The organism is Acidobacterium sp. FHG110202_01 (assembly GCF_059115305.1).
This window is the reverse complement of the sequence record NZ_JBZYWJ010000003.1, coordinates 398,950-412,968: the sequence shown is the minus strand read 5'-3', so window position 1 is coordinate 412,968 and position 14,019 is coordinate 398,950. Positions and strand designations below refer to the sequence as shown.

Annotated in this window: 11 protein-coding genes; 3 read left to right on the top strand and 8 right to left on the bottom strand. The window is 57.6% G+C overall.

From position 1 onward, the window contains the following. Nucleotides 1-5: 5 nt before the first annotated feature. From AC5S16_RS08080 to AC5S16_RS08055, 6 genes are all read right to left on the bottom strand, one after another. Nucleotides 6-431, bottom strand: a complete 426-nt coding sequence (locus tag AC5S16_RS08080; RefSeq protein WP_493929533.1) for a MarR family winged helix-turn-helix transcriptional regulator — start codon at nt 429-431, stop codon at nt 6-8. Nucleotides 432-538: 107 nt separating this feature from the next. Next, nucleotides 539-901 (bottom strand): response regulator, encoded by a 363-nt coding sequence (locus AC5S16_RS08075; protein ID WP_493929532.1) that lies wholly within the window; start codon nt 899-901, stop codon nt 539-541. A gap of 304 nt (nt 902-1,205) precedes the next feature. Then, nucleotides 1,206-3,890: an ABC transporter permease gene (locus tag AC5S16_RS08070; protein ID WP_493929531.1), complete on the bottom strand. Its 2,685-nt coding sequence runs from the start codon at nt 3,888-3,890 to the stop codon at nt 1,206-1,208. Nucleotides 3,891-4,018: 128 nt separating this feature from the next. Continuing rightward, nucleotides 4,019-6,547 (bottom strand): ABC transporter permease, encoded by a 2,529-nt coding sequence (locus tag AC5S16_RS08065; protein ID WP_493929530.1) that lies wholly within the window; start codon nt 6,545-6,547, stop codon nt 4,019-4,021. Beyond that, nucleotides 6,547-6,888, bottom strand: coding sequence for a PadR family transcriptional regulator (locus tag AC5S16_RS08060; RefSeq protein ID WP_493929529.1), 342 nt, complete (start codon nt 6,886-6,888; stop codon nt 6,547-6,549). The genes AC5S16_RS08065 and AC5S16_RS08060 overlap by 1 nt, the downstream gene beginning before the upstream one ends. 264 nt (nt 6,889-7,152) lie before the next feature. Next, complete coding sequence (locus AC5S16_RS08055) at nt 7,153-7,986, bottom strand: hypothetical protein (protein ID WP_493929528.1); 834 nt, start codon at nt 7,984-7,986, stop codon at nt 7,153-7,155. 108 nt (nt 7,987-8,094) lie between these two features. Between AC5S16_RS08055 and AC5S16_RS08050 the strand changes: the two genes are divergently transcribed. Beyond that, entirely contained in the window at nt 8,095-9,315 is a 1,221-nt protein-coding gene (locus AC5S16_RS08050) for a glycine C-acetyltransferase (protein WP_493929527.1), read from the top strand. Nucleotides 9,316-9,337: 22 nt separating this feature from the next. Here AC5S16_RS08050 and AC5S16_RS08045 read toward each other — a convergent pair whose 3' ends face one another. Continuing rightward, the gene (locus AC5S16_RS08045) at nt 9,338-9,709 is read right to left on the bottom strand and encodes a SnoaL-like domain-containing protein (RefSeq protein WP_493929526.1); all 372 of its coding nucleotides are present in this window, start codon (nt 9,707-9,709) and stop codon (nt 9,338-9,340) included. Nucleotides 9,710-9,764: 55 nt separating this feature from the next. Continuing rightward, a complete protein-coding gene (locus AC5S16_RS08040) occupies nt 9,765-9,941 on the bottom strand; it encodes a hypothetical protein (protein WP_493929525.1) in 177 nt (58 codons plus the stop codon). 52 nt (nt 9,942-9,993) lie between these two features. Between AC5S16_RS08040 and AC5S16_RS08035 the strand changes: the two genes are divergently transcribed. Next, complete coding sequence (locus AC5S16_RS08035) at nt 9,994-11,190, top strand: BaiN/RdsA family NAD(P)/FAD-dependent oxidoreductase (RefSeq protein WP_493929524.1); 1,197 nt, start codon at nt 9,994-9,996, stop codon at nt 11,188-11,190. A gap of 349 nt (nt 11,191-11,539) precedes the next feature. Next, nucleotides 11,540-13,972: an ABC transporter permease gene (locus tag AC5S16_RS08030; protein WP_493929523.1), complete on the top strand. Its 2,433-nt coding sequence runs from the start codon at nt 11,540-11,542 to the stop codon at nt 13,970-13,972. Nucleotides 13,973-14,019 lie beyond the last annotated feature (47 nt).

Sequence of the window (14,019 nt, the reverse complement as noted above, 5' to 3'; positions counted from 1 at the left end):
CTTGCTCATGGCTCAGCCAGACGCTTGAGAAGCTGAGCGGCATGGAACAGGGCAGCCTGTTCGTCCTTGTCGAGATGGGCGATTGCCTGCGCCAGCCAGCCTCGTTTCGCAGCGCTCCTGCTTTTGCGCAATGCCGCGCCTTTCATGGTCAGCTTAAGGAGCATCTGGCGCCCGTCAGTCGGATGGGGCTGCCGCTCCACGAAACCGTCTTCTTCAAGCGCAGCTACGATCGCACCCATGGACTGAGGCTTCATGTTCTCGGCCCGGGCCAAATCCGCCGTGGTCACTGTGCCATCCTCGTCGAGACGCTTGAGGACGGCGGCTTCGCTCAAGGAGAGCTTCTGCGATCCAGCTTCCGCGCGAATGCGACGCACGACGAGGCTCACGGCGTAAATCAGATCGTTGATTTCCGCATCGATATCCTTCTTCATCGCAAATGAGAGGCTAGCACATTAGAAGTTTAACTTGCAAGTTTGACTGTCTATATGCCTCGCCGCGCGCTACAGATATGCAGGACTATTCAGGAGTTCCCGATGCATCACAGGGTTTCTTCGATGAGCGCTAGAAGTTCGGCAGGGTGGATTGGTTTCGGCAAGATCTCAAAGTTAAAGTCATCATGTGCGCTCCTCAGCAAATTCTTGGTGTTCGCCTGCCCGGAAAATAGAAGAACCTTACATTCCGGGTATTGCGACCGTATACGCTTTGCCAGTTCGATCCCGGTCATGCCGGGCATGACTACATCGCTGATGATTAAATCGGGAACGATCAACTCCGCAGCGCTAAGAACTTCATCAGGGCGATGAAATGATTTGGCAACGAACCCTGACTGGCGGAGAATGACAGCGAGCGTATCAGCAATCACAGCTTCGTCGTCTACAACGAATATTGTTTTCGAAGTCATGATTTACCTCCTGTCCATAAAAAATGAAATGAATAGCCTTGAACCTGATGCTGATGACGTATCTTCAACGGCGCATCGATTCACTACTTCCGCCTACGTAGGAACGTAAGAATGCGATTAGAGTTGCGTTGATTTATTGCGCAATTTATCCAGCCTGCACCAGGCTTCCCTTAAGGAAGATTCATCATCTTATTTGCGTATTCTGTGAAGTAATCGGAAGCCGCAGAGTCAAACAGTCGCTCGCAGGATGGATGGCGAAGCGCTGCCTGCGAAACTCTCATCCTCGCGAAAAGATAAAAGCACCTTATTCAGTGCGCAGCGCCTGCATAGGGTCGATGCGTGTGGCGCGGCGTGCAGGGAGACAGCAGGCAACGAGCGCTACTGTGATCAGTAGTGCGGTTACGAACAGCAGCGTCAACGGATCATAAGTGGGGATTCCGTAAACCATGTAAGACGGAAGCACGTAGCGGGTTAGCAGCAGCGCGGCAGGAATGCCGATGACAACACCGAGGAGTGCGAGACGTCCGCTGCGCGCGATGATCCAGCGGAAGACTTCGCGGCGGCCAGCGCCGAGGGCCATGCGTATGCCGATTTCTTTTGCGCGCTGATCCACCAGATACGAGATGACGCCGTAGATGCCGATGCTGGCCAGCAGCAGGGCCGTCCAGGCAAAGGCTGAGAGCAGGATCATAGAGAAACGCCGGCCGGCGAGCGTGTCGGCGATGATCGACTCCATCGAGGCAGGGTTATAGACCACCTGCTCGCGGTTCATATTGAGAAGCGCACGGCGGATGTCCTGAAATGCCGCGTCGGCACTGTAGTGTGAGCGGACGACGACACTCGTTCCTAAGGGCACAAGTTGATGCTGTTCTTCGGGCATCTGTGTTATCGCCTGATAGGTTTCAGCGCGCAGTGGCGAGACGGCATCGTTGTCGAGTCCCCACTGGTTGACGTGGCCCACGACGCCGATGATGGTGGCGGGCTGATCGAATTGCTCGAGAAAGATGCGCTTGCCCAGCGGATCGTCGTTGCCGAAGAACTTTTTCGCGAACACGTCGTCGATGACCACGACACGCGGCGCGTGCTCATCATCGCCGGGCGCGAAGAAACGGCCTTTGAGCAGCGGAATGCTCATCGCCTTCAGATATCCTGGCTCGACGATGTAGCGAATCGACCAGTGCATGGCGTTCTGATTCTGCGGCTTCGGCTCGCCGTCGAGCCAGAAAAGCTGTTCGTCGTCGGCCCCCATGGGCAAAGCGGCCCAGGTGAATGATGCGGCTTCGACGCCCGGCACGGCGGTGATGCGCGCATTGGCTTCGCGCAGCCAGGCGCGCACTGTCTCAGGAGTGGAGCCGATCGTGGAAGGCGGCCCTTCGAGGCCGAAAGTAAGCACGCCGTGCGGCTCAAATCCTGGCTTCACCTCGGAGAGCTTTTCGAGGCTGCGAATCATCAGGCCAGCCCCGGCGAGCAACACCAGCGTTGTCGCCATCTGAAAGACTACCAGCCAGCTCTGCACACCGTGATGAGTGCCGCTCGCTGTGCGGCTGCCTTCTTTCAGCGTGTCCTGCAGATTCTGGCGGAAGACTTTCATTGCGGGCATCAGGCCGAAGAGCATTCCGGCGGCGAGAGAAATCAGAAGCGTGAAGGCGAGCACCGGCGCGCTCAAGTGAATCTCTGCTGCGCGGGGCAGTTGCTGTGGAAGCAGGTGCAGCAGCAATTGCGTTCCCCATGCGGCCAGAGCGAGGCCCAACGCTCCACCGGCGAGTGAGAGCAGCAGGCTTTCTGTAAGCAGCTGGCGGAGCAGGCGAGTGCGTCCTGCTCCGAGCGCGGAACGCACGGCGAACTCCTGCGCACGCGTGTTGGCGCGGACGAGGAGCAGGTTGGCGATGTTTATGCAGGCAATCAACAGAACGAAACCCACGGCGCCCATCAGGACCAGGAGCAGCGGCTTCACGTCGCGCACCATCGCGAGCTGGAAAGGAACAAGCTTCGCGCGAATATCCTTGTCTGTTTCCGGGTATTCCTTTTCGAGCTGTCTGGAAACGCGCAGCATGTCATCCTGCGCCATCGCGAGCGTTATTCCTGGCTTGAGGCGCGCGATGCCGTGAATGCCGAGTCCGGCGGCGCGCTCATTCAGAGCGGAGTTGAGGAACTGGCCAATGGGCACGTAAATGTCAGCCGCGCGGAAGTTATTGATTGTGAGATTAAAAGTGGCTGGCAGCACGCCGATGATGGTGTAATTGCGCCCGTCGAGCGTGAGCACCTTGCCGAGAACATCGGGGCGCGAGCCAAACTTACGCTCCCAGAGACCTTCGCTGATGATGACCAGCGACGCGCGACCGATTTCGTCTTCATGCGGAGCAAAGAGTCGTCCGATCACGGGCTTCAGGCCCAGAAGCGAAAAGAAATCTGACGAAACGAGTTCGGCGCGCACTTCTTCAGATTCGCCCAGGCCTGTCATGCTGAAGCCGGTTCCGCGCGCCACGGCAAGGGCTGCCAGCGTTTTGTTGTCTCGCTGCCAGTCGCGAAAATTGGGATAGGAGATCGATCCCTCGCTGAAGTTGGGTTTGCTGGCATGCACGGTCACGAGCTCTTCAGGATGCGGATAGGGCAGCGGGTTCAGCAGCACGCCATTCACGACGGAGAACAGCGCTGTGTTTGCGCCGATGCCGAGTGTCAGCGTCAGAATGGCAATGGTCGTGAATCCGGGGCTCTTGAAAAGCTGGCGCACTCCGAAGCGGATGTCCTGCCAGATGGTTTCGAGCGAAGGCAGGGTGCTGCGCTCGCGGTAGGATTGCTGTGTCTGGGTTATGCCGCCGAGTTTGATGAGGGCACTGCGGCGGGCTTCTTCTGGGGGCATGCCTTTGCGCAGGTTGTCTTCTATGTGCAGCTGGAGATGGCTTTCGAGCTCGGCATTGAATTCTTCGTCGGCTTTGTTCCTGCTGGAGAGTCCGCGCAGCCGGATCCATAATGCTCTGAGCTTTCGCATGATTTCTCCTATTCGCTGCGCAGTGCCTGCATGGGGTCGATGGAGGCGGCTCGGCGGGCGGGCAGGAAGCTTGCCACCAAGGACGCCAGGCCGAGCAGCGCAGCTACGCTGGTCAGAGTGATCGCATCTCAGGCATGAACGCCAAAGAGCAGCTTCTGGATTAGGATGGAGCAGCCGATCGAAGAGACCAGTCCGATTGCCAGGCCCAATATGGTCAACCAGCCTGCCTGTCGCAGGATGAGACTGTAGACAGAACTGCGTTGCGCTCCAAGAGCCATGCGTACGCCGATCTCTCGCGTACGCTGGCTTACGGAATAAGCAACTACGCCATACAGTCCTACTGCACCCAATATCAGAGCCATGGCTGCAAAGCCGCCCACGAGCCATGCGGAAAAACGGTGCAGCAGTGCTGCCTGCGTACTGCCGACCCTGTCACTCATGGTTGCTTCGTCGGATACGCCGAGGTTCGAGTTAACCTGATGGAGTGTGCTTACCAGCGTTGGCAATAGCGCGCCGGGATCCTGCCCGGTGTGCACTGCGAGGTTGAAATCGTGGTCGTGCGTCTGACTGATGGGGAAGTATTCTGCCGGCCAAAGGTCGGCATCCAGCGCACCTTCATGAACGTCATTGACTATGCCGACAATTTCCCATTCAGAGGGCCGTCCACCTTCGTCATTGGCTATCCTTTGGCCTATCGGATCCTGCCCTGAAAAATACTTCCGCGCCAATGTCTCGTTGATGACAGCTACTCCAGGCCTCGAGGCGTCATCGGAATCAGTAAAGAGGCGGCCACGCAGAAGCCTGATTTTCAGCGCAGGCAGATAGTCAGGACCGATGTGGCGCTCGACTACGTAATTCTCTTCCCCGCTGTGCGGCCTTCCCGGGAAATCAATCCGGTCAGTCGGGCCGTTGCAACACACAGGGAGCATGCTGGTGAGTCCCGCTGACTCAACGCCGGGAAGGTTTGCAACACGGCGCACAATCTCCCGGTGAAGCTCCGCTATCTGTTCGTCACTCTTATAAATCGTGCCGGGAGCCATGACGCTCACAGTCGCCAGATGGTTTGAATCAAAGCCTAAAGGAACATGCAACAGGCGATAGAGGCTTTGCCCGAGCAATCCTGCTCCGGCAAGCAGCACGACAGCGACTGCGAGTTCCATGACTACAAGATTTGCTCCCAGTCTCTGCCAAAGCCTGCCGGCTGCGCCGCGATCGCCTTCAGCCAATCCATCGCGGATCTTTTGAAATGAAAGACGCACAATCGGTGTGGCCGCGGACAGCAATGCGGCCAGGAGGATGATTACAAGAGCGAACACGGAAGTGTGCGCGTTTAAATCAACGCCCTCGAGAAACGGCATCTTCGATGCCATGTCTTTGGGAACCAGGCGAGTGAGAAGCTGCATGAGCCCGGCAGCAACAGCTATGCTTGCAATGCCGCCAAATATGGCTAGAACAAGTCCCTCGATCAAGAACTGGCGCACTAAATGTGTTGGAGTCGCGCCCAAGGTTCCTCGCAGAGCAATTTCGCGCCTGCGGCTCTCCGAGCGCGCCAGAACGAGGCTGGCAACATTGATACAGGCGATCAACAACAGCAGCCCTGCTCCGCCGAGCAGTGTCAGCAGGATAGGCCGCACATTTCCGATGAAGATTTCAGAGAGCGGCGTGACGCTGGCGTTCACATCGGGGCCGGGTATGCCATATTGCCGCTGCAATTGCCGCGCAATGCCCGTCAGTTCTGCTTGTGCTGTCTGTGCTGTGACACCGTCGCACAGTCTTCCGAGCCCGGTAAAGGCATAAAAGCGCCGCGTATTTTCGTGAGTGCTGAGTGTATTGACAGGGACCCAGAACTCCGCGTTACCTCCGGGCGCAAAGGAAAACGAGCGAGGCAACACTCCGATGACAGTGTAGGCTGTGTTGTCCAGATCCACGGTCTGACCGATCACGTTTTTTCGCGCACCGAAGCGATGCAGCCAGGTCCTGTAACTGAGGATCACAACATCTGGTCCACCTAATCGATTCTCGCCCGGACGGAAGTCGCGCCCGAGCATGGGCTGCACACCCAGAGTCTGAAAAAAGCTGCCACTCACACGCTCACCCGGGACCGGCTCTACTCCTGACGAACTGTGAAATAGAAAACCACGTCCGGTATAGATAGCAAGCGAGCTTAAAGATTTGTTTCGTTGTTGCCAGTCGACAAAATCCGGATACGAGAGCGGCCAGAGCTGTGATTCTACTCTGCTCTCAAAGAGTGCCATCAGGCGGGTGGGGTTTACGTAAGGAAGTGGCTTGATCAGGGCTGCGTCCACAAAAGCGAACATGGCCACACTCGCTCCGATGCCCAAGGCAAGAACCAGAATTGAGGTGCAGGCAAAGCCTGGATTCTTGCGCAACTGACGCAACCCATAACGCACATCTTGTAGAAAATTTTCAAGGGAAGGAAGCGTGCTGCGCTCGCGATAGGACTGTTTTGTTTGTTCCAGGCCGCCGAGTTTGATGAGGGCTTGGCGACGGGCTTCTTCTGTAGACATGCCCCTGCGCAGGTTGTCTTCGATGTGCAGCTGGAGGTGGCTTTCGAGTTCGACTGAGAATTCTTCGTCGGCTTTGCTCTTGTTGACGAGTCCCTGCAGGCGCAGCCCGAGTGCTCGGAGTTTGCTCATCAGGCCTCCTCAGCAGGAGAGAGGAAGCGGGCGAGGATCGCTGTCGTCGCTTTCCAGTCGCGGGTTTCGCGTTTGAGCTGCTTTCTTCCGGCGCTGGTCAGGCGGTAGAACTTGGCCTTGCGATTGTTGTCGGAAAGGCCCCACTCGGAAGTGATTGCACCCTCCTGCTCGAGCTTCAGCAGCGCGGGATAGAGGGTTCCATAGTTCAACGAGAGCATGTCTCCGCTGGTCTGCTCGATGCGGCGCGCGATGCCGTATCCGTGCTGCGGGCCCATGGATTCGAGCGTTTTCAGGATCATCAGGGCCAGCGTGCCCTGCCAGACATCTTTTTTGTCGCCCATTGCTGCTCCTCTTGCATTCCCATAGGAATCATGGCACGGTTCCTATGGGAATGCAAGAGGAGGGGTTGATTGTTGAGATTAAAACTGCAGGTCACTTCGCTACGCCTACGGCTCCGGTCGGGATGACAAGGCTGGGAGAGGGCTGAGGTCTCCCGTTCTATCGCAAAGGACGCGATAGGATGGGCACCCAGCGCCGCAGCTCGTGGGGGGAACAACCCCAGGTTACCCTTCGACGTTGCTCAGGGGAACCTGGGGCACCCATTTTTATCGGAGGTGAATGGAGTCTGCCAGCCGGAAGGTTACGACCGATTCGGCGGGGATGGTGATGTCCTTGTTGCCGGTGAGGCCTGCGACGCCGGTACCGGCGCCTGCTCCAGCGAGGCCGCCGACGAGGAGGCCAACACCGCCGGTGGCGACTCCACCGATGAGCATGCCGAGGCCGGTGCCGCCGCCGATGAAGCCCAGCGACCGCTTGCCCTTGCCCTTCTTGGTGCGGGTGATGCTGCTGCTCTCAATGCGGTAGTGCTGTCCGTTGATATTCAGGCCGGTCAATGTGAGCTGCAGTATCGATGATCCCTTGAAGTGGCCGCGCTTGTGCGCGCGCACGACGACGCCTTCCGCCGTTGATCCGGAGGGGACGACGGTGTTGCTGTCAACCACTACAGGGTTGACGACCGTGCCGGAGAAGGGCTGCCCGGACTGGGCATGTTTTACGTCAATAGTCTGGCTCATGCGCACGCTGAGTGTGGTTCCGGCGGGGACAACGGGAAGCGGTGCGGGAGCCGGGGCTTCCTGACCCGCTGCGGACGGTGGCGGGGGAGCTGCTGATGCGCTTTGCGCTGGGGCCGCTGCTGACCCTTGGGATGCCGCGGGCGGTGGAGGCGGGGCCGCTGATGATCCCTGAGCCGACGGTTGACCCGACGCTGCCGGGGCTGAACTTTGCGCCGGAGGCTGCGCCGACTGGTCGCCGGATGGTTGTGACGCTGCCGGAGTACCCGCTGGCGGGTTTTCCGCATTCTGTTTGCTTTTGTTGCAGCCTGCTGTGAGAGCAATGGCCAGTAGTAGTGCTGCATACGGAAGCTGCTTGATGCGTGTCATTTTCTTTCTCCTTGGTTCGCCCTGATTCGGGTGGCTTGCACCCTCCACACCCCTACAGGGTAGGATGCTTAATAAGCGCATCTTTTTTGTAAAGTGAGGCAACTTTTTATGTCCGCAGTGCTCTCGGAGCGTCCGCAATTGAAGCATTTAACCAGCCAGTTGAATGAGCTGAAGCAGAAGGGCACCTACTTCAAGCTGCGCGTGCTGGACGATGCGCAGGCACCGGTGTGCATCTATGACGGGAAAAAAGTCATCAACCTTGCTTCGAACAACTATCTCGGCCTGTGCGACCACCCGAAGCTGCGCGAGGCGGCGGTCCAGGCCATCAAGGATTACGGCGTAGGCTCGGGCGCGGTGCGCACGATTGCGGGCACGATGAAGATCCACATGGAGCTGGAGGAAAAAATTGCCCGCTTCAAGAATGTCGAGGCCTGCGTAGTCTTCCAGAGTGGATTTACGGCGAATGCGGGCACGGTTTCGTCGATCCTGGGCAAGGAAGACTTCATCATCTCCGATGAGCTGAACCACGCGAGCATTATTGACGGTGCGCGGCTCTCGCGGGCGAAGATCAAGGTCTTCCGCCACAAGGACGTGGCCCATGCCGAAGAGCTGCTGAAGGAAGTTGCGAATGAGCCCGGGCACAAGCTCATCATCACGGACGGCGTCTTTTCGATGGATGGGGACATTGGTCCTGTGGACAAGCTGTGCGACCTGGCGGAGAAGTATGGCGCGATCATGATGGTTGACGACGCGCATGCCTCGGGTGTGCTGGGGCGTAACGGGCGCGGGTCGGTCGATCACTTCGGGTGCCATGGGCGCGTGGATGTGCAGGTGGGCACGCTGTCGAAGGCCATCGGCGCGCTGGGCGGATATGTGTGCGGCAGCCGCGACCTGATTGATTATCTCTACCACCGCGCGCGGCCCTTTCTGTTTTCGACTTCGCATCCGCCATCGGTGACGGCGACGTGCATTGCCGCCTTCGATCTGCTGGAGAGCGAACCGGAACGCATCGAGCGGCTGTGGGAGAACACGCGCTACTTCAAGGGCGAGCTGGGCAGGATTGGCTTCGATATTGGGGGCGTGACAACTCCGGCGAGCGAGACGCCGATTACTCCGATCCTTGTCGGCGACGGTAGGAAGACGATGGAGTTTTCGAAGGCGCTGTTTGATGCCGGTGTGATGGCCACGGGCATCGCCTTCCCCACGGTGCCCGAAGGCAAGGCGCGTATCCGCACCATCATGACCAGCGAGCACACGCGCGAGCAGCTTGACCAGGCGCTCGAGACGCTGGAGAGCGTGGCGAAGAAGCTCGGGATTTTAGCGAACTAGACCGGTGAACTATATCTGCGAGTCAGGCGCCGGGGTTGTAATAAAAGTGCTCGTGGACGATCTTTCCGTCCTTCACTGTGTACAGCGCCATCTCGCTTAGCTGTATCCGCTTGCCGGATGGCTTGTTGGTGAAGTCGATTTTGAATTCGGCAGCAAACTGATCTTTGCCAATATAAGGACCATTCACTTCCTGACTATGGATGGTGTGGTTGTCGAGCCACCACTTGTTCTTGCCCCGAATGGCTTCTATTCCCTTCATCTCGGCCGGCATACCGGGACTGCTGGCAGACTCAACGCTTACGATGTCGTTTGAATAATACTTGTCGACGGCTTCCAGGTTTTTATCCTCGCGGCACAGAGCGACCAGATCATTCGCAATATCGGCAATCGACATATTTCCATCCGGATGGAAGAATCCAGAGCGGAGTGTAGCACAGTCACGTGAATGCTTATACGGCCCAGAAGATCGCAAGGAACGCGAGTCCGACCATCATGAGGGCGTGCGCGCCCGGGACAAAAATTCCGAACATGAAGAGGGCCATGCCCACTCCGTAAAGTGCGCGTGTGGTGGGGTCGCTGCATGCCCGCGCTGCCTGGGGTCCTGGTTGTGACGGGATGTTGTTCATAACGCCTCCTTCGATAATCTGAGAGTCTCATCGTCTGGCGAAAGACAGCAGTATGGTTTGTCAGCAAAGCGATGTGACAGTTGTCATGCAGAATTTCGACGCCATCATTCTCGGAGCAGGCGCAGCGGGGCTTATGTGCGCCATGAAAGCGGGCAGACGCGGCCGGCGCGTTGCCATACTTGAGCTGGCTGACCGGCCAGGGAAGAAGATCCTCATCTCCGGTGGAGGGCGGTGCAACTTCACCAACATCCACTGCCGCGCGGAGAATTTTCTTTCGGCGAACCCGCATTTTGCCAAGTCGGCGCTGGCGCGCTACACGCCGCAGGATTTTCTCGCGCTGGTGAACAAGCACGGCATTGCGTATCACGAGAAGACGCTGGGCCAGCTCTTCTGCGATCAGTCGTCGCGGCAGATACTCGATATGCTGCTCGCCGAATGCGGTGATGCGGGCGTGGCGATTTTTCTCAGCACACGCGCGGAGCGCATTGAACGCGGCGATGAGTTTACGGTTCACACGAGCAAGGGCGTTTTTCGTGCGCCGTCGCTGGTGGTTGCGACCGGAGGGTTATCGATTCCAAAGATGGGAGCAACAGGTTTTGGATATGAGATAGCGCGCCAATTCGGAATCAGGATGGTTCCGACTCGGCCTGCTCTTGTACCTTTGATACTTTCGGAGAAAGACTGCGCGACGCTGTGCGATTTGACCGGAGTCTCGGCTGAAGTGGTGACGTCGATTGGGCGACGGCGCTTCCGCGAGAAGATGCTGGTGACGCATCGCGGGCTGAGCGGGCCGGCAATTCTGCAAATCTCGTCGTACTGGTCGGATGGGGAAGCGGTTGCGATGGATCTTGCTCCAGAGAAGCAGGTTTTCTCGCAGTTGTTGCAGAACAGTTCCGGACGCGATGCGACCAGAGCCGCTGCTGTGCTGCGTGAAGCTCTTCCGCAGCGGCTGGCCGATCGCATGTTGCTGCTTTTTGGTGCGAAGTCATGGACGAACCATGCGATCGAGGAACTGGAACGCAGACTGCATCATTGGGCGATTGTTCCCAGCGGAACAGAAGGCTACGACAAAGCTGAAGTTACAGCAGGCGGAGTGGATACAGACGAGCTTTCAGCGAAGACGATGGAGTGCAGGCAGGTTCCGGGCCTTTACTTCATCGGCGAGGTGGTGGATGTGACCGGGCATCTGGGCGGATTCAATTTTCAGTGGGCCTGGGCTTCGGGAGCTGCCGCGGGGCGCAGTCTATGATGGTGTGCGGCGTATGCTGTATCTGGACAGAGTGACGTCTAGAATTTTTCAGCCGAGGATGACCGGATTCAGGACATGAAGTTACTTGAGTATCTAACAGAGATGTTTATTTCTACTTTTGGTATTACTCGTCCAAGGCCGGAACAGCAACGCCTTGCGAATGTAGTAATTGGCGGGTCACTGCTGGCTTTTACCTTTCTAGTTCTTTCTGTGCTCGGGTTTTTCATTTATGAGATTGTGGCGGGGAGCAGGTAAGTAAAAGTTGCTGTCGAACGATGCCAGGGCAGGCGGCATTCATTTACACTTGGAGATTCAGTCGCGGTCCAATTTACTCCTTATCTGAGACACCGTGTCGATCCTGCTTCAAGACATCCGCTTTGCTTTCCGGCAATTGTGGAAGCATCCCGGATTTGCACTTACCGCCATTTTTTCCCTCGCTCTTGGAATCGCGGCCACGGTCGCAGTGTTCAGCGTGATGTACAGCGTGCTGTTGCATCCGACGCCATATCCACATGGCGATCGCATTGTGCAGTTTTATATTCGCGGCAAGTCTGAGGTCGAATTTACGCCTTATATTTATCGCGCTCAGATTCGCCAGCTGCGCGAAGCCCCATTTATTGACGATGTCGTGATGATGGATGAGAAGTATCTGGCGGAGACCACAACTGATGTTCCGCAGGACATCGATGCTGTTTTTCTTTCTGGCAATGCATTTTCCTTCTTCGGTGTTCCGGCGATGCTGGGGCGGACGTTTCTGGCTTCGGATGCGCCTGCCGGCCAATCTCCGCAGCCGGTGGTTGTGCTGACCTACCAGTACTGGCAGCGGCGTTTTAACGGGAACCCGGCGGTTGTCGGCCAAACGATGCAGATTGACGACCGCAGCTACACGGTCCTGGGCGTGATGCCGCGCAGCTTTACCTGGTGGGATGCCGATGTCTACGTACCGATTGATACCTCCGATGCCGCTGTCGATACCTTTATGACAGTCATGAGCCTGAAGCAGGGGATCACCCCGCAGCAGGCAACAGAAGGAATCCAGCCCATCTTTCAGCAGATGATGCGCGAGCATCCGAACTCGATACTGAAGGGAGTGAATGTCGAGGTTATCGGCATCAATGAGCGCTTTGAGCGGTCACTGGGCAGGATGCTGTATGTCCTCTTTGCAGGAGTGCTGCTGTTGCTGGTTATCGGCTGCGTCAATGTGTCGATTCTGCTGCTGGCGCGCGGCTCTGCAAGGCAGCACGAGTTTGCAGTGCGGGCCGCGGTGGGAGCGAGCGGCCGGCGCATCATCCGGCAGTTGCTGACTGAGTCGCTGATTCTTGGCGTCGCAGGAGGCGTGCTTGGTGTTGTGATTACCTACCGCACGACACCTTATGTAGTTTCCATGTTGCCATGGCAGCTGTTTCCGCGCGGGCTGCAGATTCCGGTCCATGTGCCAGTACTGACTTTCAGCATCGTGGTAGCAATTTTCACCAGCCTGCTCTTTGGGCTGTTTCCTGCGCTGCAGTTTGCCAAGCCGGAAATCCGCGAGCTGATGCAGGCCAATTCGCGCAAGGCAACAGGCAGCGTCTCCGGACACAGAGTGCACGTTTTTCTGATTGCGGGACAGATTGCTCTGGCAATGGTTCTGCTTTCTGCTGCGGCTACAGCCATCCAGGGCTTTCGCGTGCTCGAACGCACGCAGCTGGGCTATGACCCTAACCATGTCGCGGCTTTCACGATTCCGATACATCCCGGCAGCTATACAACGTGGGAAGAGCGGGCGAATTATTTCCGGCAATTGCGCGACCGCGTGGCACAGACGCCGGGTGTGCTCTCCGCTTCGCTTTCCCTGACTATTCCACCGATGAGTTTGTGGGACCTTCCGGTGGAGATACTGGGACGCGATGCACTCGGTGCGCAGATTGCCAATGTCAATTTTGTTGACTCGCAATTCTTTCGCGGCCTGCGTATTCCGCTTCTTCAGGGCCGGTTATGGGATGAAGCGGAAGCAAGCCGCGGCGCACGGCTTGCGATTGTGAACGAGGCGTTCATGAAGCAATATTTTCCCAATGGAGATGTGCTTGGCCATTCGGTGCGGCTGCCAAGGCTGGTGAACCATCCTCCGCGCGGGCTGGCGGTGGCAGACAGCAACAGCTGGGCGCAAGTCATCGGCGTGGTGGGCAATGCGCGGAACAACGGGCTTGACAGCCCGATCAAGCCGGAGATTTATTTTCCTTACTCGTACTACATGGTGAGCCTGGTGCATCTCTTTGTCCGGGCGGATGGCGATCCTACAGAACTGGAACGGGCGGTGCGTCAACAGATCGCTAGTGTCAATCCCGGACAGCAGGTGACCTATCCGGTCGATTCACTGCAGGAAAACATTGAGCACCAGTCGGAGTGGGCGCGAGGCCACTTGATAGCGGTGCTCTCTACCGTGTTTTCTGTGCTGGCGCTGATGCTGGCAAGCGTCGGGCTTTACAGCGTGGTTTCCTACACGGTGGCGCAGCGCACCAATGAGTTTGGGGTCCGCATTGCGCTGGGCGCGCAGCGCTGGGACATCTTGAAAAATGTTCTGGGCGCTGTGAGCATCAGTGTGGGATCAGGGCTGGTGATCGGGCTCGTGTTAAGCTTCGTGTTCCACAACCTGATCTCGCACTGGGTGGAGAATTCCGCCACCAGTCCGCTGATGCTGTTGGGGATATGTGTGCTTCTTATCGTTGTATCCCTCCTGGCCTGTGTTGTTCCCGCATTGCGCGCATCGATGAGCGATCCGATGAAGTCGTTGAGGCTGGAGTGAAGGCGCGAGTGCTTTGACAGCGCCTATAGCGTTTTCATAATTGGTGC